General features: G+C 70.3%; 16 protein-coding genes. 10 read left to right on the top strand and 6 right to left on the bottom strand.

Annotated features, from left to right (window positions below; all coding sequences use genetic code 11):
• Positions 1-34 precede the first annotated feature (34 nt).
• The 3 genes from AL346_RS17845 to tpiA all read right to left on the bottom strand — a co-directional run bounded on the left by AL346_RS17845 (position 35) and on the right by tpiA (position 3,133).
• Entirely contained in the window at positions 35-1,663 is a 1,629-nt protein-coding gene (locus AL346_RS17845) for a CTP synthase (protein ID WP_019403640.1), read from the bottom strand.
• Between the two features lie 161 nt (positions 1,664-1,824).
• A complete protein-coding gene (secG, locus tag AL346_RS17840; RefSeq protein WP_019403641.1) occupies positions 1,825-2,244 on the bottom strand; it encodes a preprotein translocase subunit SecG in 420 nt (139 codons plus the stop codon).
• A 124-nt stretch (positions 2,245-2,368) separates the two neighbouring features.
• Positions 2,369-3,133: a triose-phosphate isomerase gene (tpiA, locus tag AL346_RS17835; protein WP_019403642.1), complete on the bottom strand. Its 765-nt coding sequence runs from the start codon at positions 3,131-3,133 to the stop codon at positions 2,369-2,371.
• A gap of 151 nt (positions 3,134-3,284) precedes the next feature.
• On the opposite strand from tpiA, the gene AL346_RS17830 reads away from it, so the two are divergent.
• The 8 genes from AL346_RS17830 (at position 3,285) to lexA (ending at position 11,814) form a co-directional block, all read left to right on the top strand.
• Positions 3,285-5,198, top strand: coding sequence for a peptidylprolyl isomerase (locus AL346_RS17830; RefSeq protein WP_019403643.1), 1,914 nt, complete (start codon positions 3,285-3,287; stop codon positions 5,196-5,198).
• 6 nt (positions 5,199-5,204) lie between these two features.
• Positions 5,205-6,725, top strand: a complete 1,521-nt coding sequence (gene trpE, locus AL346_RS17825; RefSeq protein WP_019403644.1) for an anthranilate synthase component I — start codon at positions 5,205-5,207, stop codon at positions 6,723-6,725.
• Positions 6,726-6,813: 88 nt separating this feature from the next.
• Entirely contained in the window at positions 6,814-7,425 is a 612-nt protein-coding gene (locus AL346_RS17820; protein WP_019403645.1) for an aminodeoxychorismate/anthranilate synthase component II, read from the top strand.
• 10 nt (positions 7,426-7,435) lie between these two features.
• Positions 7,436-8,449, top strand: a complete 1,014-nt coding sequence (gene trpD / locus AL346_RS17815) for an anthranilate phosphoribosyltransferase (protein ID WP_019403646.1) — start codon at positions 7,436-7,438, stop codon at positions 8,447-8,449.
• 7 nt (positions 8,450-8,456) lie between these two features.
• The gene (gene trpC, locus AL346_RS17810; protein ID WP_019403647.1) at positions 8,457-9,263 is read left to right on the top strand and encodes an indole-3-glycerol phosphate synthase TrpC; all 807 of its coding nucleotides are present in this window, start codon (positions 8,457-8,459) and stop codon (positions 9,261-9,263) included.
• A complete protein-coding gene (gene moaC, locus AL346_RS17805) occupies positions 9,260-9,763 on the top strand; it encodes a cyclic pyranopterin monophosphate synthase MoaC (RefSeq protein WP_019403648.1) in 504 nt (167 codons plus the stop codon). The genes trpC and moaC overlap by 4 nt, the downstream gene beginning before the upstream one ends.
• A gap of 24 nt (positions 9,764-9,787) precedes the next feature.
• Complete coding sequence (gene glp / locus AL346_RS17800) at positions 9,788-10,999, top strand: gephyrin-like molybdotransferase Glp (RefSeq protein WP_019403649.1); 1,212 nt, start codon at positions 9,788-9,790, stop codon at positions 10,997-10,999.
• Positions 11,000-11,115: 116 nt separating this feature from the next.
• On the top strand, positions 11,116-11,814 hold the full coding sequence (gene lexA / locus AL346_RS17795; RefSeq protein WP_019403650.1) for a transcriptional repressor LexA: 699 nt from the start codon (positions 11,116-11,118) through the stop codon (positions 11,812-11,814).
• Here lexA and AL346_RS17790 read toward each other — a convergent pair.
• Entirely contained in the window at positions 11,792-14,083 is a 2,292-nt protein-coding gene (locus tag AL346_RS17790; protein ID WP_019403651.1) for a ComEC/Rec2 family competence protein, read from the bottom strand. The two genes, lexA and AL346_RS17790, sit on opposite strands and share 23 nt — an antisense overlap.
• A 160-nt stretch (positions 14,084-14,243) precedes the next feature.
• Between AL346_RS17790 and gltX the strand changes: the two genes are divergently transcribed.
• Positions 14,244-15,665, top strand: coding sequence for a glutamate--tRNA ligase (gene gltX, locus AL346_RS17785; RefSeq protein WP_019403652.1), 1,422 nt, complete (start codon positions 14,244-14,246; stop codon positions 15,663-15,665).
• A 261-nt stretch (positions 15,666-15,926) separates the two neighbouring features.
• Positions 15,927-17,219, top strand: coding sequence for a citrate synthase (gene gltA / locus AL346_RS17780; protein WP_019403653.1), 1,293 nt, complete (start codon positions 15,927-15,929; stop codon positions 17,217-17,219).
• Between the two features lie 80 nt (positions 17,220-17,299).
• Here gltA and lpxB read toward each other — a convergent pair whose 3' ends face one another.
• Positions 17,300-18,463, bottom strand: coding sequence for a lipid-A-disaccharide synthase (gene lpxB / locus AL346_RS17775; protein ID WP_019403654.1), 1,164 nt, complete (start codon positions 18,461-18,463; stop codon positions 17,300-17,302).
• A complete protein-coding gene (locus AL346_RS17770; RefSeq protein ID WP_019403655.1) occupies positions 18,463-19,320 on the bottom strand; it encodes an LpxI family protein in 858 nt (285 codons plus the stop codon). Before AL346_RS17770 ends, lpxB begins: the two co-directional genes overlap by 1 nt.
• Positions 19,321-19,322: the final 2 nt, after the last annotated feature.

Here is a 19,322-nt window from a genome sequence, read left to right as displayed (position 1 = left end):
CCGTTTCCCTGCCGCCAGCCCTGGCCGTGAATTGTCAGACGAGGCGGCTCTGCTCCAGGGCCGCCGCGACGAAGCTCTTGAAGAGCGGATGCGGCTCGAACGGCCGCGACTTCAGCTCCGGATGGAACTGGACGCCGATGAACCAGGGATGGTCGGCGAACTCGACGATCTCCGGCAGGAGCCCGTCCGGCGAGACGCCGGAGAAGACGAGGCCCTTCGCCTCCAGCCGCTGGCGGTACTCCATGTTCACCTCGTAGCGGTGGCGATGGCGCTCGGAGATCTGGGTGCGGCCGTAGATGTTCGCCACCTTGCTGCCGGGGGCGAGCTGGGCCTCGTAGGCGCCGAGGCGCATGGTGCCGCCGAGGTCGCCCTCGGCCGTGCGCCGCTCGAGCTCGTTGCCCTTCAGCCATTCGGTCAGGATGCCGACCACAGGCTCGCTCGTCGGGCCGAATTCGGTCGAGCTCGCGGCGCTGACGCCGGCGAGCGAGCGCGTCGCCTCGATCACCGCCATCTGCATGCCGAAGCAGATGCCGAAATAGGGCAGCTTGCGTTCCCGTGCGAAGGCGGCCGCCTTGATCTTGCCCTCGGCGCCGCGATAGCCGAAGCCGCCGGGCACGAGGATGCCGTGCACGTGCTCCAGGAACGGCGCCGGATCCTCGCGCTCGAAGATCTCGCTCTCGATCCAGTCGAGGTTGACCTTCACGCGATTGGCGATGCCGCCGTGCTGCAGCGCCTCGATGAGCGACTTGTAGGCGTCCTTGAGGCCGGTGTACTTGCCGACGATGGCGATGGTCACCTCGCCTTCCGGCGTGCGCACGCGCTCGGAGATCGCCTTCCAGCGCGAGATGTCGGGCGCCGGCGCCCCCTCGATGCCGAAGGCGGCGAGCACCTCGTCGTCGAGCCCTTCCTCGTGGTAGGCGATCGGCACGTCGTAGATGGAGGAGACGTCGCGCGCCTCGATCACGGCGCTCTCGCGCACGTTGCAGAAGAGCGAGAGCTTGCGCCGCTCCTCCTTCGGGATCGGCCTGTCGGTGCGGCAGAGCAGGATGTGCGGCTGGATGCCGATGGAGCGCAGCTCCGCCACCGAGTGCTGGGTCGGCTTCGTCTTCAGCTCCCCGGCCGAGGGGATGAAGGGCAGCAGCGTGAGGTGCACGAAAATGGCGTGATTGCGCGGCAGCTCCTGGCCGAGCTGGCGGATCGCCTCGAGGAACGGCTGGCTCTCGATGTCGCCCACCGTGCCGCCGATCTCGACGAGGACGAAGTCGTAGTCCTCGTTGCCGCGCATGACGAATTCCTTGATGGCGTTCGTCACGTGCGGAATGACCTGGATGGTGGCGCCGAGATAGTCGCCGCGCCGCTCCTTGGTCAGGATGTCCAGATAGATGCGGCCCGTCGTGATGTTGTCGTCACGGGTGCACGGGCGCCCGGTGAAGCGCTCGTAATGGCCGAGGTCGAGGTCCGTCTCCGCGCCGTCGTCGGTCACGAAGACCTCGCCGTGCTGGTAGGGGCTCATCGTCCCCGGATCGACGTTGAGGTAGGGGTCGAGCTTGCGCAGCCGGACCTTGTAGCCACGCGCCTGCAGGAGCGCACCGAGGGCCGCCGAAGCAAGGCCCTTGCCCAAGGACGACACCACGCCGCCGGTGATGAAAACGTATCGTGCCATGGGGACTCTCGTTTACTCCGAACTGCGCGATTCGGGAATGCGGCTCGTACAAGCGGCAACCGGAATCAACAAAGACCTCCCCGCCACGCGCCAACCTGCTGCGCGCGCCAGGCGTTCCCACAAAAAGAGAGGGCCGGAACCCCGGCCCTCGCTGCTGCCGATTACTGGGAGCTCGGCACCTGTGGCCCCGCCGGCGGGGCTGGCGGCTGCTGTGACGGTGCCTGGCCTGCGCCTTGCGCCGGGCCGCCCTGCAGGCGCTGCAGCTCCTCGAGGACGCCCGGGCCGGAAGCCGGCGCCGAGGGGCCGTTCTGGCCGGAACCGGGCGCGACGCGGTCGATGACGGAGCTCGGGGCGCCCTGATAGCCGGCGAGCACGGACAGGAGCAGGCTCGTCACGAAGAAGGCGGCGGCGAGAATCGCGGTCGTGCGCGTCAGCACGTTCGCCTGGCCGCGGCCGGTCATGAAGCCGGAGACGCCGCCCCCACCCATGCCGAGGCCTCCGCCTTCGGAGCGCTGGAGCAGCACGACGCCGACGAGCGCCAGCACGATGATGAGATGAACGACGATGAGGACGGTCAGCATGCTCTGTTCCAGGGCCGCGCGGCGACAAGCCGGGCGCGGCGGCAAACTCAATTGGCGCGGCCTTTAGCACAGCCCGCGCCGCGGATCAAAGGACGCATCGCCGCGTCCGCGGACGATCGGTCCGTCACTCCATATAGGCACGCGCGATCGCCAGGAAATCCTCCGCGACGAGGCTGGCGCCGCCGACGAGAGCACCGTCGACCTCGGCGACGCCGAGGAGCTCGCGCGCATTGCCCGGCTTGACCGAGCCGCCGTAGAGTAGGCGCATGTTGCGGCCGGCCGCGCCGAAGCGGTCGACGAGGCTCTGGCGGATGAAGCCGTGCATCTCGGCGACGTCGGCCACCGTCGGCGTCAGCCCGGTGCCGATGGCCCAGACCGGCTCGTAGGCCACGACCACCGGCTCGCGCGCCGCTTCCTCGGGCATCGACCCGGCAAGCTGGGCGCCGACGACCGCCAGCGCACGACCGGCGTCGCGCTCCTCGCGCGTCTCGCCCACGCAGACGATCGGCGTCAGCCCCGCCGTGATCGCGGCCCGGGCCTTGGCCTTGACCATCTCGTCGGTTTCACGGTGGTCCGTGCGCCGTTCCGAATGGCCGACGATGACGTAGCTCGCGCCGACGTCGGCCAGCATCGCCGCCGAGATGTCGCCGGTATGCGCGCCGTGGGTGGCGGCATGGCAGTCCTGCCCGCCGACCTTGACGGGCGTGCCGACGGCCGCGACGGCAAAGACATAGGTCAGCGTCGCCGGCGCGCAGACGAGGAGGTCGACCTTGCTGCGCAGGGCCGCGTCGCAGCCCTCGAGAATCGCGGCGAAGGTCTTGGTGGCGGCACGCGTGCCGTTCATCTTCCAGTTGCCCGCCACGAGCGGGCGCGGTCGTTCCGTCGTCATCCGGTCCTGCCTCCGTTTGCGGGTGGACTAACAGAGGACGGAAAGCTCGGCAACGCGCGACATTGCGGGAGGCGGTGTGTCTATCTATGATCCGCCGCCTTCGCGGGGGCCACCGCCCTCCTGAAACCTCAGGGACTGGAACCGGATCGACATGCTTCAGGGTTTTCGCAATCTCGGCAAGAGCTGGCTCGGCAAGCTCATCGTGGGCATCCTCTTCGGCCTTCTCATCCTGTCGTTTGCGATCTGGGGCATCGGCGACGTCTTCCGCGGCTATGGCGTCAACACCGTCGCCACGGTCGGCGACCGTGAAATCGGCGTCGAGCAGGTGCGCACCGCCTACCAGAACGAGCTGCAGCAGCTCTCGCGCCGCTTCGGCCGCTCGATCACCGCCGACCAGGCGCGCGCGCTCGGTCTCGAGCAGCAGCTCCTCGGCCGCCTGATCGCGGAAGCGGCGCTCGACGAGCGCGCATCCGAGCTCGGCCTCGCCGTGTCGCGCGACACGGCGGGCGAAGCCATCGTCAAGGATCCGGCCTTCCGCAACGCCAGCGGCCAGTTCGACCGCTTCGCCTTCGACAGCATCCTGCGCGCCAACGGCCTGACCGAGCAGGGCTTCATCACCGAGCAGCAGGCCGTCCTCGCCCGCCGCCAGCTGGCCGATGCGCTCACCGGCGCCATCGTGCCGCCGCTCGCGATGCGCGAGGCCGTCTACCGCTACGGCGCCGAGCGGCGCAGCATCGCCTATGTCGAGTTGCCGGCCTCGCTCGCCGGCGACGTCGGCGCGCCTGACGATGCCGCGCTGCAGGCCTTCTTCGACGAACGCAAGGCCGCCTTCCGCGCGCCGGAATACCGCACGGTCTCCATCCTGTCGCTGCGACCAGAGGATCTCGCCAAGCCCGGCGAGGTGTCCGACGCGGACGCCACGGCGCGCTACGAGGAGGTGAAGGCCCGCCGCTTCACGACGCCCGAAACCCGCAAGCTGCAGCAGCTGTCCTTCCCTTCGCAGGAGGAGGCGAATGCCGCGCGCGAGAAGATCCTCGCCGGCGCGTCCCTCGCCGACATCGCCACCGAGCGCGGCGTGCGGCCGGAGGACATCGAGATCGGCACCTTCACCCGCGAGCAGATGATCGATCCGGCGGTGGCGGAAGCGGCCTTCGCCCTCTCCGCCGGAGACGTGAGCACGCCGGTCAGCGGCCGCTTCGGCATCGTGCTCGTGCGTGCTGCCGAGGTCACGCCCGCCGCGGTGCGGCCCTTCGCGGAGGTCGCCGACGAGCTCAAGCGGGAGATCGCCATCGAGCGCGCCCGCTCGCTCCTCGATGAGACCCACGACCGCATCGAGGACCAGCGCATCGCCGGCAAGCCGCTCACCGAGATCGCGCGGGAATTCTCGCTGAACGAGCGCACGATCGGCCCGCTCGACCAGGGCGGCAACGGCAAGGACGGACAGCCCGTCGCCGACATTCCCGAGCGCGAGGTGCTGCTGCGCTCGGCCTTCGAGACCGATATCGGTGCCGACAACGAGGCGCTGCGCCTCGCCGACGGCGGCTATCTCTGGTACGACGTGACCAATGTGGAGAGCGCGCGCGACCGCACGCTCGACGAGGTGCGCGCCGACGTCGCCGCCCAGTGGCGGGTCGACGAGATCGCCCGGCGCCTGTCGGACAAGGCGCAGGAGATCGTCACCCGGCTCGACCAGGGCGAAACCATCGAGGCCATCGCCGCCGAGCTCTCGCTCGAGGCAAGGACCGCGGAAGGCCTCGCCCGCGGCCAGGCCCAGGACGGCCTGCCGGCCAATGTCGTGACGCAGGTCTTCTCCGTCCATGCCGGCAAGGCCGCCTCCGCCGGGATCGGCGACGGCGACCGCCGCGTCGTCTTCAAGGTGACGGCGGCGACGGTGCCGGAGTTCGTGACCTCGACCCAGGAGGCGGAGCGCCTGCAGGGCCAGCTCGCGACGGCGATGACGGACGACATCCTCGGCGAATATGTCGCCAGCCTGCAGAGCGAGCTCAACGTGCGCATCAACCAGCAGGCCCTGCGCACGGCGCTCGGCACCAGCGGCGAGTTCTGAGGCGCCATGCAGCCGACCCCTTCCTTCGAGGATTTCGCCGCCGGCTACGAGAAAGGCGCGGCAAGCGTCGTGAGCGCGACGCTGGTCGCGGATCTCGAGACGCCGGTCGCAGCCTTCCTCAAGCTCACGGACGGCGGGCAGGCGCCCGCCTTCCTGCTCGAATCGGTCGAAGGCGGCGCCGTGCGCGGCCGCTATTCGATGATCGGCCTCAGGCCCGACCTCATCTGGCGCTGCCGGGATGGGCGAGCCGAGATCAACCGGGACGCCCTCAACCGGCCGCAGGACTTCGTGCCGGAGGCAGCGGCCCCGCTCGACAGCCTGAGGGCCCTCATCGCCGAGAGCCGCATCCCGCTCGCGGGCGACCTGCCGCCGATGGCGGCCGGCATCTTCGGCTATCTCGGCTACGACATGGTGCGGCTGATGGAGCGCCTGCCGCACCAGCCGGCCGATGCCCTCTGCCTGCCGGATGCGGTCTTGGTGCGCCCCACCGTCATGGTGGTCTTCGACGCCGTCAGGGACGAGCTCTCGCTCGTCACGCCCGTGCGGCCGAAGGAGGGCGTCTCCGCCCGCGCGGCCTACGAGGCGGCGCTGGCGCGGCTCGATGCGACGCTCGAGGCGCTGGAGCGCCCCCTGCCCCACGATGCGCGCTTCGATCCCTCCGCCATCGCGGCGCCGGCGCCCGTCTCCAACACCACGCCGGACGAATTCAAGGCCATGGTGGCGCGGGCGAAGGAATACATCCGCGCCGGCGACATCTTCCAGGTGGTGCTGTCGCAGCGCTTCGAGGCGCCGTTCACGCTGCCGGCGCTGTCGCTCTACCGCTCGCTGCGCCGGCTCAACCCCTCGCCCTTCCTCTGCTATCTCGACTTTCTCGACTTCCAGATCGTCTGCTCGAGCCCGGAGATCCTCGTGCGGGTGCGCGAGGGCAAGGTGACGATCCGGCCCATCGCCGGCACGCGCCGGCGCGGGGCGACGCCCGAGGAGGACAAGGCGCTCGCCGAGGAGCTGCTGGCGGACCCGAAGGAGCGGGCCGAGCATCTCATGCTGCTCGACCTCGGCCGCAACGATGTCGGCCGCGTCAGCGAGATCGGCTCGGTGACGGTCACCGACAGCTTCTTCCTCGAATATTACAGCCAGGTGATGCACATCGTCTCCAACGTCGAAGGCCGGCTCGATCCGCGCCACGACGCGCTCGACGCCCTCGTCGCCGGCTTTCCGGCCGGCACGGTCTCCGGCGCGCCCAAGGTGCGGGCCATGGAGATCATCGACGAACTGGAGAAGGAGAAGCGCGGCGCCTATGCCGGCTGCATCGGCTATTTCGGCGCCGACGGCGAGATGGATACCTGCATCGTGCTGCGCACCGCCGTGGTGAAGGACGGCCGCATGGCCGTGCAGGCCGGCGCCGGCATCGTCTATGATTCCGACCCGGAGTTCGAGCAGCAGGAATGCATCAGCAAGGCGAAGGCCCAGTTCCGCGCCGCCGAGGATGCGGTGCGCTTCGCCATGCGCGCGCGACGGGGGCAATGATGCGGCGGGAGCGATGGCGCCGGCTTCTGGAGGCTTGACCCACCACTGCCCCGACGGGCAAAGCTTTGTCTCTCAGAAAGCCACGCGCATGTTCCGCATCCTCCTCGTCGACAACTACGATTCCTTCACCTGGAATCTCGTGCATCTCATCGGGGCGCTCGGCCCCGAGATCGACGTGCGCCGCAACGACGCCATCACCGCCGACGAGGTGCTGGCGCTCGACCCCGACGCCATCGTCCTCTCCCCCGGCCCGTGCACGCCCAACGAGGCGGGCATCTGCCTCGAGCTCATCGAGAAGGCCGCACCGAGCGTGCCGATGTTCGGCGTCTGCCTCGGCCTGCAGGCCATGGGCCAGGCCTTCGGCGGCGAGGTGGTGCGCGCGCCCTTGCCGATGCACGGCAAGATCTCGCGCGTGCATCACAAGGGAGAGGGCCTCTTCCGCGGCATCAACGGCCCGTTCGAGGCCACGCGCTACCACTCGCTCATCGTGGCGCGCGAGACCTGCCCGGCCGACCTTGCCGTCACCGCCGAGAGCGAGGACGGCCTCGTGATGGCCATGGCGCACCGCCGGCTGCCGCTCCACGGCGTGCAGTTCCACCCCGAGAGCATCCTCTCGGAGCATGGCGCGACCATGATGCGCAATTTCCTCGATATCGCCGCGCGCTGGAACGAGACCGGGCGCCCCGCAAGAACGAGCTGACGGAACACCGATGGACGCCTTCAAACCCTTCATCGCCAAAGTCGCCACCGGTGTCTCGCTGAGTCGCGAGGAGGCCCGCCAGGCCTTCGACACCCTGCTCTCGGGCGAGGTGACGCCGGCCCAGAGCGGCGCCTTCCTGATGGCGCTGCGCGTGCGCGGCGAAACGGTGGACGAGATCGCCGGCGCGGTCGAGGCGCTGCGCGCACGCATGGTGCGCGTCAGCGCCCCGGCGGGCGCCATCGACATCGTCGGCACCGGCGGCGACAACTCGGGCAGCTACAACGTCTCGACGCTCGCCTCCATCATCGCCGCCGCCTGCGGCGTGCCGGTCGCCAAGCACGGCAACCGGGCCGCCTCGTCGAAATCCGGCGCCGCCGACGTGCTCGCCGCGCTCGACGTCAAGGTGGGGCTCGACCCGGCCGGTATCGAGCGCTGCCTTGCCGCGGCCGGCGTCGGCTTCATGTTCGCGCCCACCCACCACGCCTCCATGCGCCATGTGGCGCCGGTGCGCGTCGAACTCGGCACCCGCACCGTCTTCAACCTCATCGGGCCGCTCGCCAATCCGGCCGGCGTGCGCCACCAGCTGCTCGGCGTCTATTCCGAGAGCTGGCTCCAGCCGCTCGTCGAGGTGCTCGCCGCCCTCGGCGCGCAGCGCGTCTGGGCCGTGCACGGATCCGACGGGCTCGACGAGATGACGACGACCGGGCCGACCTCGGTGGTGGCGCTGGAGGACGGGCGCATCCGCCGCTTCACCGTCACGCCGGAGGATGTCGGGCTTGCCCGGGCGTCGATCGCCGACCTGCGCGGCGGCGAGGCCGAGCACAATGCGGCCGCGCTGCGCGCGGTGCTCGCCGGGGAGAAGACGCCCTACCGCGACATCGCCGTGCTCAATGCCGCCGCCGGCCTCGTGGTCGCCGGCAAGGCCGCCGACCTCAAGGAGGGCGTTGCCGCCGCCGAGGCCGCCCTCGACAGCGGCGCCGCACGCGCTACGCTCGAGCGGCTCGTTGCCGCGTCGAATGCGTGAGGGCCCCATGAGCGATATTCTGGCGAAGATCGAAGCCTACAAGCGCCGCGAGATCGCGGCGGCGAAGACGCGCATCCCGCACGAGGAGATGGTGCGCCTCGCCCATGCCGCCCCGGCCCCGCGCCCGTTCCTCGCCGCCGTCGAGGCCCATCTGGCCGCGGACCGGCCGGCCCTCATCGCGGAGATCAAAAAGGCGAGCCCGTCGAAGGGTCTCATCCGCGCCGATTTCGACCCGCCGGCGCTGGCGAAGGCCTATGCGGACGGCGGCGCGAGCTGCCTGTCGGTGCTGACGGACGGCCCCTCCTTCCAGGGCCATCCGGATTATCTCGGCGCGGCGCGCGCGGCCTCCGGCCTGCCCGCCCTGCGCAAGGACTTCCTGTTCGAGCCCTATCAGGTCTACGAAGCGCGCACGTGGGGCGCCGACTGCATCCTCGTCATCATGGCCTCCGTCAGCGACGAAGAGGCGCGCGCGCTCGTCGGCACTGCCGAGGAACTCGCCATGGACGTCCTCGTCGAGGTGCACGATGCCGAGGAGCTCGACCGCGCGCTGGCCCTCGACGTGCGCATGATCGGCATCAACAACCGCGACCTGCGCACCTTCGAGACGTCGCTCGCCGTCAGCGAGACGCTGGCGCCGCGCATTCCCTCCGGCCACATCATCGTCGGCGAGAGCGGCATCTTCACCCATGCCGACATCACGCGGCTTGCGGGCGTCGGCATCCGCACCTTCCTCGTCGGCGAAAGCCTGATGCGCCAGACGGACGTGGCGGCCGCGACCCGCGCCCTCCTCTTCGGTGAGGCCGAGGCGGCATGACGCGGCTCACGCACGTCGACGCCTCGGGCAAGGCCAACATGGTCGACGTGGGCGACAAGGCCGTGACGCAGCGCGTCGCGCAGGCGGAGGGCCATGTCCTCATGCTGCCGGAGACGCTCGCCCTCATCCGCTCGGGCGAAGCCAAGAAGGGCGACGTGCTCGCCACGGCCCGCATCGCCGGCATCATGGCGGCGAAGCGGACGCACGAGCTCATCCCCCTCTGCCATCCGCTGAACCTGACCAAGGTGAAGGTCGACTGCACCATCGACGAGGCGCTTCCGGGCGTACGCGTGACGGGCGAGGCGCGCGTCACGGGCCAGACCGGCGTCGAGATGGAGGCGCTGACCGCCGTCTCCGTCGCCTGCCTCACCATCTACGACATGGTGAAGGCCGCCGACCGGGCCATGCGCATCGAGGGCATCCGCCTCCTCGCCAAGAGCGGCGGCAAGTCCGGCGATTTCCGCGCCGGCGACCGGCCGGATGCGGAGAAGACGGCATGAGGAGGCCAGCATGAGGAGGCCAGCTTGGCCCTGACGCCGGTCGCCGATGCGCTCGCCGGCATCCTCGCCGGCGCGAGTCCTGTCCGCGAGCAGGAGACGGTGACGCTGCACCGGGCCGCGGGCCGCACGCTCGCCGCGGACGTTGCCGCCCTGCGCACCCAGCCGCCCTTCACCGCCTCGGCGATGGACGGCTATGCCGTGCGTGCCGCCGATGTCGCGGCCGTTCCCGCGCGCCTCTCGCTGATCGGCACCAGTGCCGCCGGCCATGCCTTTGAGGGCGCGGTCGGGTCCGGCCAATGCGTGCGCATCTTCACGGGCGCGCCCGTGCCGGCGGGCGCCGACGCCATCCTGATCCAGGAGAATGCCCGCGCCGAGGGGGATTGGGTCGAAGCGCTGTCCACGGTGGCGGCGGGGCGCTTCGTGCGCGAGGCCGGGCTTGATTTCCACGAAGGCAAGGTCCTGCTGCAGGCCGGCCGGCGGCTCGGCCCCTCGGCGGTCGCGCTCGCCGCGGCCATGGGGCACGCCACGCTGCCGGTGGTGCGGCGGCCGCGCGTCGCCATTCTCGCAACGGGAGACGAACTCGTCCGCCCCGGCGAGCCGACCGGCCCCGACCAGATCGTCGCCTCCAACACCTATGCCGTCGCGGCCATCGCCGAACGGGCCGGCGCAGAGGCCATCGACCTCGGCATCGCGGGGGACGATCTTGCCGTGCTCTCTGCCGCGATCGATGCGGCCAAGGAGGCCGGGGCCGACGTCCTCGTGACGCTCGGCGGCGCCTCGGTGGGCGATCACGATCTCGTGCAGCGCGCCCTTTCGGCGCAGGGGTGGCAGCTCGGCTTCTGGCGCATCGCCATGCGCCCGGGCAAGCCCCTGATGCACGGGCGCCTCGGCGCCATGGCCGTGCTCGGCCTGCCGGGCAATCCCGTCTCCAGCATCGTGTGCTCGCTCATCTTCCTCGCGCCGCTCGTGCGGGCGCTGAGCGGCGATCCGGATGCGGCCGAAATCGCGACCCTGCCGGCCCGGCTCGGCACCGATTTGCCGGCCAATGACGAGCGGCAGGACTATCTGCGCGCCCGCCTCGCGACGGCCGACGACGGCACCCTCGTCGCCAGCCCCTTCCCGCGCCAGGACAGCTCCATGCTGCGCCTGATGGCGGAGGCCGAGGCGCTCGTCCTGCGTGCGCCCCATGCCCCCGCCGCCCGGGCGGGCGAGCCCTGCCGCATCATCCGGCTCTGACTTTCCCGCGTCGGTTGAACTTGCGGAACACACCGAGAACGTCTAATCTCGTTCATGATTTGTTTTCGACTCGCATCGACAATGCGATTCGACGAGGGGGAGCGAGATCGCCGGCCATGCTGACGCGCAAACAGCACGAACTCCTGCGTTTCATCCACGAACGCCTGCGTGAGACCGGCGTGCCGCCGTCCTTCGACGAGATGAAGGAAGCGCTCGACCTCAAGTCGAAATCCGGCATCCATCGCCTCATCGTGGCGCTGGAGGAGCGCGGCTTCATTCGCCGGCTTCCGAACCGCGCCCGGGCGCTCGAGGTGCTGCGCCTGCCGGACGGCGTCGCCGCTGCCCCGCGCGGCCGCTTCAACCCGAGCGTCGTCGAGGGCGGGCTCGGCAAGGTGCGCGCGCCGGCGCCCCAGGCGGTCGAACCCGCGGTCCAGACGGTGGCGATCCCCGTCATGGGCCGGATCGCGGCCGGCACGCCCATTTCCGCCATCCAGAGCCGCAGCCACACCGTTTCGCTGCCACCGGACATGCTGGGCAGCGGCGAGCACTTCGCGCTCGAGGTGCGCGGCGACTCGATGATCGAGGCCGGCATTCTCGACGGCGATACGGTCGTCATCCGCAAGCAGGATACGGCGAATACGGGCGATATCGTCGTCGCCCTGATCGATGACGAGGAAGCGACGCTGAAGCGCCTGAGGCGCCGCGGCTCCTCCATCGCGCTCGAGGCGGCCAACCCGGCCTACGAGACGCGCGTGCTCGGCCCCGACCGGGTGCGCATCCAGGGCAAGCTCGTCAATCTGCTGCGTCGCTACTGACGTCGGGCTCCTGATCTTCGCCGCCCGTCTCATCGGCTGACGGTGGGGGTGGTCGACCGGTCGCGGCACTGGCCGACTGGCGCAACGGCCGTGAGGGAAGTGCCTGCATCCAGGCGCGGCGCTCGTCGGGGGGCAACTGGCCGATGAGTCGATCGCTGCCGCCTTTCCCGAGGATGACGGCCATTGCGCCGTTTTCGCGCAGCTTCGTGCGGTCGATCACCACGGGCGCTGCACAGCCGGGCGGGACGGTGAGCGCCGTGACGAGGATATCGGCCCGCCGGCAGTCCTCGACGAAGGCCGAGGGGCGGCGCACCAGGGCGACCATGCGGCCGTCGACCGCCTGCATGGTGCAGCCGTCGCGGTCGCAGAAGACTCCGCTTTTGAGGCTTTCGTCGCCCGGCTGCCTCGCATCGCCGTCTGCGCGCAGCCATTGCGCGACGACGAAGGACGAGGCGCGGCCGAGCACGGCGAGGCGACCCTCCGTCCCCCGGACGGCCGCGCTCGCACCGTTGCGGTCGACGAAGATGTCGGGCCGCGCAGCTCCGGCGGCGATGGCGAGGGCGGCGGCTGCGGGCACGGCGGCGAGCCAGCGCAGCGGCGAGATGCAGATGGTCAGGACGAGCAGCGCCAGCGAGAAGAGGATGAGCGCGCTGCCCGGAAAGGCCGGTATCGCCACCACGGACAGGCGCCAGTCCTGCATGGCATGGGAGACGGCGAGCACGATGGCCGTGCCCTGCCCCATCAGCCACCAGATGGGCGCGTCGAGGCCGAAGGGGTTGAGCAGCACCCCGAGCACCGCCGCCGGCATGACGATGAAGGAGACGAAGGGTAGCGCGATGCCGTTGCCGACGACGCTCAGCGGCATGGCGGTCTGGAAATGATAGGCGCCATAGGCCCCCGTCGCCAGGGAGGCGACGAGCGTCGTCACGACGAGGGCGACGGTCCACCGCCAGGCATGGCGCAGGACGCGCGCGACCGGGCCGAGCGACGCCTCGCCCCTGCCCGCGCGGGCCGCCTGCCATTCCGCCAGCGCCACGAGGCAGGCGACCGCCGAGAACGACATCTGGAAGCTCGGCCCGAGCACCGCCTCCGGCTCGAGGGCGAGGCACAGGATGGCGGCGAAGGCGAGATTGCGCATCGAGAGCGCCGGCCGATCGGCGAGGATGGCGCCGAGCATGGTCAGCGTCATGATCAGCGCCCGCTGGGTGGCGACGTCGGCGCCCGAGAACAGGCAGTAGCCCATGGCCCCCGCCATGGCCGTCGCGGCGGCGATCTTCTTGATCGGCCACGTGAGGGCGATGGCCGGAAAGAGCGCGAGGAGCGCGCGCACGGCCCAGAACACCGTGCCGGCGGCCAACGCCATGTGCAGGCCGGAGATCGACACGATGTGATAGAGGCCGGCGGCGCGCAGGGCCTCGTTGGTGTCCTCGGTGATGAGGCCGCGCTTGCCGGTGACGAGCGCGGCCGAGACCGCCCCCTCCTGCCCGCCCGCGGCGCGGGCGATGCGCGCCGTCAGCGCATTGCGCGTCTCGTCGAGCCATGTCGCAAGGCCCAGGCGCCAGTCCGGTGGCCGTGGCGGGGCACCGATCTCGACACGCCCCACAAGAGAGCCCACGGCGCCGATGCCGCGGAAGAAGGCGTCGCGCGTGAAATCGTAGCCGCCGGGCCAGGCCGCCCCGGGCGGCGGCATCAGGCGGGCGGTGGCCTTGATGAAGTCGCCCGCGCGCAGCCGGGCCGGCTCGCGCATCGACACCCGCACCCGCGCCGGGCGCTCGCCGTCGCCGAGATTGCCGAGCGTCTCGACGCGCACGACGGCGCGCGGCCCCTGCGGCCGCTCCTCCACGCTTTCGACGAAGCCGGTGAGCGGCGCGATGGTCACGCGGGCGAGCACCGGCGCCTCCACCCGGGCCGTCCGGGCCGCACCGGCGAGGAAGCCGGCAAAGAGAAAGGCGGCGGCAACCGCCGCGACGAAGGCCGCATAGCGTCGCGAAACGGCTGCCACCCCGATGGTGACGGCAAGCGCCACGACAGGCGCCCAGACGCTCGGCTCGCGGTCGGCCGCGAAATAGAGCAGCACCCCGATGCCGAAGCTCACCGCCGCCCAGGGGAACAGGCGCCGGTGCGTGCCCTCCTCGTCGAGGCAGCGGGTAAGAAACGAGCCGACATCGGCAAGGGACAGGCCACCAGCCAGAACGGCGCCGCGTCCGCCGGTCGCGCGATCGAGCACGGCGGCAACGGCACGGGCCTGGCGGGATCGGTCCGACGGCATGCGGAGCGAGGAATTCCTTACGTCTGACGGCAGGTCATGCTACACGAGCGCCCGCCGCATTGAACCATCAAGTCGCCGGATTTTGCGAGCAGCAGAAACGCGGCATGCGGCAAGCTCGCATCGATTCGTCACCGCCACCTTCCGAGAGTTCCGAACACCCATGTCAGGCACGGTCGTCACCCGCTTCGCGCCTTCGCCCACGGGCTTCCTCCACATCGGCGGCGCCCGCACGGCCCTGTTCAACTGGCTCTTCGCCCGCCACCACGGCGGCAAGATGCTGCTGCGCATCGAGGATACCGACCGGGAACGCTCCACCGAGGCCGCGATCCAGGCGATCCTCGACGGCATGACCTGGCTCGGCCTCGACTGGGACGGCGAGGTCGTGCACCAGTTCGCGCGCGCCGCGCGTCATCGCGAAGTGGCGGAGGAGCTGCTGCGCCGGGGCAAGGCCTATTACTGCTACGCCACGCCCGAGGAGCTCGAGGAGATGCGCGCGCTCGCCCGCAAGGAGGGGCGGCCGATGCGCTACGACGGGCGCTGGCGCGACCGCGATCCCGCCGAGGCGCCCGCCGGCGTCAAGCCCGTCATCCGCCTCAAGGCACCGCAGACCGGCGAGACCGTGGTGGACGATCAGGTCCAGGGCCGCGTGACGTGGCAGAACAAGGACCTCGACGACCTCGTTCTGCTGCGCTCCGACGGCACGCCGACCTACATGCTTGCCGTCGTCGTCGACGACCACGACATGGGCGTCACCCACATCATCCGCGGCGACGACCATCTGACGAACGCGGCGCGGCAGACGCAGATCTATGAGGCGCTCGGCTGGGCGGTGCCGGTGATGGCGCATATCCCGCTCATCCACGGGCCGGACGGCGCCAAGCTGTCCAAGCGGCACGGGGCGCTCGGCATCGACGCCTACCGGTCCATGGGCTACCTGCCGGCGGCCCTGCGCAACTATCTCGTGCGCCTCGGCTGGAGCCACGGCGACCAGGAGGTCTTCTCCACCGAGGAGATGACCGCGGCCTTCAACCTCACCAGCATCGGCCGCTCGCCCGCCCGCTTCGATTTCGCCAAGCTGGAGAACCTCAACGGCCATTACATGCGGCTCGCGCCGGACGAAGAGCTTCTCCAGGCCATCGAGGCGCTGCTGCCGGAGATCGGCCCGGCCCGCGGCCTCGGCGCGTCGCTGGAGCCGTCCCTGCGGGAGAATCTGCTCGCCGCCATGCCCGGCCTCAAGGAGCGCGCCAAGACGCTGATCGAGCTCCTCGACAGCGCCTCCTATCTTTATGCGTCGCGCCCCCTCGCGCTCGACGACAAGGCGCGCGGCATTCTCGATGATGCCGCCCGGGGGCGGCTCGGGCAGGTGCTGCGTCGCCTCGAGGGCCTCGACGCGTGGACGCCGGGGGAAACGGAGGCCGCCGTGCGCGCGGCCGCCGAGGAGGCGGGCGTCAAGCTCGGCCTGATGGCGCAGCCACTCAGGGCGGCGCTGACGGGGCGCTCCACCTCGCCCGGCCTGTTCGACGTCATGGAGGTGCTCGGCCGCGAGGAGAGCCTGGCGCGGCTGCGCGACCAGGCCCGCTGACGGGCCTCGACCAGACACTTTGATGCGGCGCAGCAACGACTTGCCCCAAGGGTTGCGGCGCCGGCATTGTCGCCCGACAAGTCCCGCTTCCGGCGCTGCTTGAACGCATGCCGCGAATGCGATACGCAGGCCTCGATCTTATCTCGATCGGATCGAAAACCGCGGGACGGCGGAGCGGAAAGGCAATCACAGCCAAGGGGTCAGCCCCCTGCCGATGAGCCGTTGTCCTGTGCGCTTTACCCGAAGAAAGGGGATGCATCCATGAGCGCAGGAACGGGCACGTTCTCCATCGACGGCAAGAATATCGACCTTGCCGTGCGAGAGGGAACGATTGGGCCGAGCGTCGTCGACATCGCGCCGCTCTACAAAAATGCCGGGATGTTCACTTACGATCCGGGTTTCACCTCGACCGCGAGCTGCGAGTCCAAGATCACCTATATCGACGGTGACGAGGGCGTGCTTCTCTACCGCGGCTACCCGATCGAGCAGCTCGCCGAGCACGGCGACTTCCTGGAAACCTGCTACCTCCTCCTCTACGGGGAGCTGCCCACGGCGAGCCAGAAGGCCGATTTCGACTACCGCGTGACGCGCCATACGATGGTGCACGAGCAGATGACGCGGTTCTTCCAGGGCTTCCGCCGCGACGCCCACCCGATGGCGATCCTCGTCGCCTCGGTCGGCGCCCTTTCGGCCTTCTATCACGACTCCACCGACATCTCCGATCCGCAGCAGCGCATGATCGCCTCCATGCGCATGATCGCGAAGGTGCCGACGCTTGCGGCCATGGCCTATAAATATTCCATCGGCCAGCCGTTCATGTATCCGAAGAACAACCTCGACTACACGTCGAACTTCCTGCACATGTGCTTCGGCGTGCCGTGCGAGGAATACGTGCCGAACCCGGTGCTCGCCCGGGCGATGGACCGCATCTTCATCCTGCATGCCGACCACGAGCAGAATGCCTCCACCTCGACGGTGAGGCTCGCCGGTTCCTCGGGCGCCAATCCCTTCGCCTGCATCGCGGCGGGCGTTGCCTGCCTGTGGGGCCCGGCTCACGGGGGCGCCAACGAGGCGGCGCTCAAGATGCTGGAAGAGATCGGCACGCCCGACCGGATCCCCGAGTTCATCGCCCGCGCGAAGGACAAGAACGATCCGTTCCGCCTCATGGGCTTCGGCCACCGGGTCTACAAGAACTACGACCCGCGGGCCAAGATCATGCAGCGCACGACGCACGAGGTGCTGAACGAGCTCGGCATCAAGGACGACCCGCTGCTCGACGTCGCCATGGAGCTCGAGCGCATCGCCCTGCACGACGAATATTTCATCGAGAAGAAGCTCTATCCGAACATCGACTTCTACTCGGGCATCACGCTGAAGGCGATGGGCTTCCCCACCTCCATGTTCACCGTGCTGTTCGCGCTAGCCCGCACCGTCGGCTGGATCGCGCAGTGGAAGGAGATGATCGAGGATCCGTCCCAGAAGATCGGCCGCCCGCGCCAGCTCTACACCGGCGCGCCGCAGCGCGACTACACCCCGATCGCCCAGCGCTCCTGAGCGGTTCGGATGAAACGAAAGGGCCCCTCGCGGGGCCCTTTTTCGTGTCCTCGTCGTTCTTGCCTCGGCTTCCCCGCTGCTCAGCGCCCGGCGACGGCGAGCACGATGCGCGCGGCCCTCTCGCTCGGCTCCTCGTCACCGATGCGCATCGCCGCGTCGAGGCGGGCGAGCGCGGCCAGCTGGGCCTGCCTTTCCGGCCCCTCCTCGATCAGCGGCGCGAGCGTGCCGGCAAGCTTCTCGGGCGTGCAGTCCCATTGCAGGCGCTCGGGAATGGCGCTCTCGCCGAGGATGAGATTGGCGAGGGTGATGGTCGATACGGTGAGGAAGTGCCGCACCTGGGATTCGAGCCAGCCCACCTTGTAGGCGACCACCATGGGCACGCCAGACAAGGCAAGCTCCAGGGTGACCGTGCCGGAGGCAGCCAAGGCCGCGTGGGCCTGCCGGAAGGCCGCCAGCTTGGCCGCAGCGCCGCGGACGATCTGCGGCTTCACCGGCCAGGTGGCGACAGCGGCCTCGATCTCATCGGCGAGGTGCGGGACGACCGGCATCAGCCAATGCAGCGATCGCCGGCTCGCCGCCTCGACCAGCGGCAAGGTCTCGCGAAAGACCGGCATGAGCCGCGACACCTCGGAGCGGCGGCTGCCGGGCAGCACCAGAACCGTCGCGGGCACCCCTTCGGCAAGGGCCGGCCGCTCCCCGCTTGCCGGGCGCAACTCGGCCAGTCGCTCGATGAGCGGATGGCCGACATAGCTGCATTGAGGGCCGCCGAGACGCGCGTGGGCCGCCGGCTCGAAGGGCAGCAGCGCCAATACGTGGTCGACATAGGCGCGCATCTTGCGGGCGCGGCCGGGGCGCCAGGCCCAGACGCTCGGGCTGACATAGTCGACCACCGGCAGGTCGGGCAGGCGCTTGCGCACCCTCTTCGCCACCGCATGGGTGAAATCGGGGCTGTCGATGATGACGAGGATATCCGGCCGGGCCGCCACGGCGGCATCGACCGTGCGATGCACCCGGTCGATGATCGTTCTGAGGCGGCCGATGACGGCGGTGAAACCCATGACGGCGATGTCGTCGAGCGGGAAGAGGCTCGTCAGCCCCTCGCCGGCCATGGCGTGGCCGCCGACGCCGGAAAAGCGGATATCCGGATGCCGGGCCCGCAGCGAGCGCATGAGCTTGAAGCCGAGCTGATCGCCCGATTCCTCTCCGGCGACGATGAAGACGTGCAATCCGGCCAGCTGCTGCATCAGGTCTCGATCCTGTCGTGCCGTCGCTCGATGCCGAGGAGGAAGAGGCCGCGCCGGTCCGCCTCGGCGATCGTGCCGGGCCCGTCGACGATCAGCGTCGCGCCGGCGCCGATGGCGATGCCGGCAAGGCCGGCCCGCGCCGCACAGGCGACGGTGCGCGGCCCGATAGTCGGCAGGTCGACGCGCAGGTCCTGGCCGACCTTCGCCATCTTGACCAGCACGCCGCCATGGATGGCGCGCAGGCGCGGGCTGCGCCGCAGGCGGCGCGCACGGGCGAGCATCGCATCGGTGCCCTCCGGCCCCTCGATGGCGACGACACGCTGCGCGGCGACGACCACCGCCTGCCCGACGTCGAACGGCGACAATGCCTCGAGCACCCCCTGCCCCGTCGCCGCGGCCGCAAGGCCTTGCTCATCGGGCGTCACGGCGCCGAGAACGCCCGCCCCGGCGAGCAGCTCCGGCGCCAGCCGATCGATGCCGCCCACCGTGAGGCCGCGCTCCTCCAGGAGACGGATAACGCCGGCGAGCAGGCCATCGTCGCCCGCCCCGAGGATCGCGGCAATCTCGTCCCGGTTCCTGAATGCAGCGAGGGCCCCGGCGAAAGCCGTGGGCTTGGGCCGATGCACCGTGCCGACGAGCACCACCTCGGCCGGCGCCCAGGCTTCGAGCTGGGCGAAGATGCGCTTGTAATCGAGAATGTCGACGACGACGTCAGCCTGACGGGCGAGCGCCCGCTCGGCGAAGCCGCGCAGGGCGAGGACCCGGACGTTTCGATTGCGCCGGAGCAAGGCTGCGCGCAGCAGGCCCGGCAGGGCCCCGCCGCCGGCGAGCAGGGCGACCGGCGCGCCAGCAGCCATGG

It is taken from the genome of Chelatococcus sp. CO-6, from assembly GCF_001271345.1.
Classification (GTDB): domain Bacteria; phylum Pseudomonadota; class Alphaproteobacteria; order Rhizobiales; family Beijerinckiaceae; genus Chelatococcus_A; species Chelatococcus_A caeni.
Note: the sequence above shows the minus strand (reverse complement) of the source record. Positions and strands in the feature narration are given on the sequence as shown.

Bases quoted from the DNA above. Each gene is read 5' to 3' on its own strand.
- AL346_RS17770 (WP_019403655.1), bottom strand. From the start codon at position 19,320: ATGGCTGCTGGCGCGCCGGTCGCCCTGCTCGCCGGCGGCGGGGCCCTG.
- gltX (WP_019403652.1), top strand. From the start codon at position 14,244: ATGTCAGGCACGGTCGTCACCCGCTTCGCGCCTTCGCCCACGGGCTTC.
- AL346_RS17790 (WP_019403651.1), bottom strand. From the start codon at position 14,083: ATGCCGTCGGACCGATCCCGCCAGGCCCGTGCCGTTGCCGCCGTGCTC.
- moaC (WP_019403648.1), top strand. From the start codon at position 9,260: ATGACGCGGCTCACGCACGTCGACGCCTCGGGCAAGGCCAACATGGTC.
- lexA (WP_019403650.1), top strand. From the start codon at position 11,116: ATGCTGACGCGCAAACAGCACGAACTCCTGCGTTTCATCCACGAACGC.
- trpC (WP_019403647.1), top strand. From the start codon at position 8,457: ATGAGCGATATTCTGGCGAAGATCGAAGCCTACAAGCGCCGCGAGATC.
- trpD (WP_019403646.1), top strand. From the start codon at position 7,436: ATGGACGCCTTCAAACCCTTCATCGCCAAAGTCGCCACCGGTGTCTCG.
- AL346_RS17845 (WP_019403640.1), bottom strand. From the start codon at position 1,663: ATGGCACGATACGTTTTCATCACCGGCGGCGTGGTGTCGTCCTTGGGC.
- secG (WP_019403641.1), bottom strand. From the start codon at position 2,244: ATGCTGACCGTCCTCATCGTCGTTCATCTCATCATCGTGCTGGCGCTC.
- trpE (WP_019403644.1), top strand. From the start codon at position 5,205: ATGCAGCCGACCCCTTCCTTCGAGGATTTCGCCGCCGGCTACGAGAAA.
- AL346_RS17820 (WP_019403645.1), top strand. From the start codon at position 6,814: ATGTTCCGCATCCTCCTCGTCGACAACTACGATTCCTTCACCTGGAAT.
- gltA (WP_019403653.1), top strand. From the start codon at position 15,927: ATGAGCGCAGGAACGGGCACGTTCTCCATCGACGGCAAGAATATCGAC.
- AL346_RS17830 (WP_019403643.1), top strand. From the start codon at position 3,285: ATGCTTCAGGGTTTTCGCAATCTCGGCAAGAGCTGGCTCGGCAAGCTC.
- lpxB (WP_019403654.1), bottom strand. From the start codon at position 18,463: ATGCAGCAGCTGGCCGGATTGCACGTCTTCATCGTCGCCGGAGAGGAA.
- tpiA (WP_019403642.1), bottom strand. From the start codon at position 3,133: ATGACGACGGAACGACCGCGCCCGCTCGTGGCGGGCAACTGGAAGATG.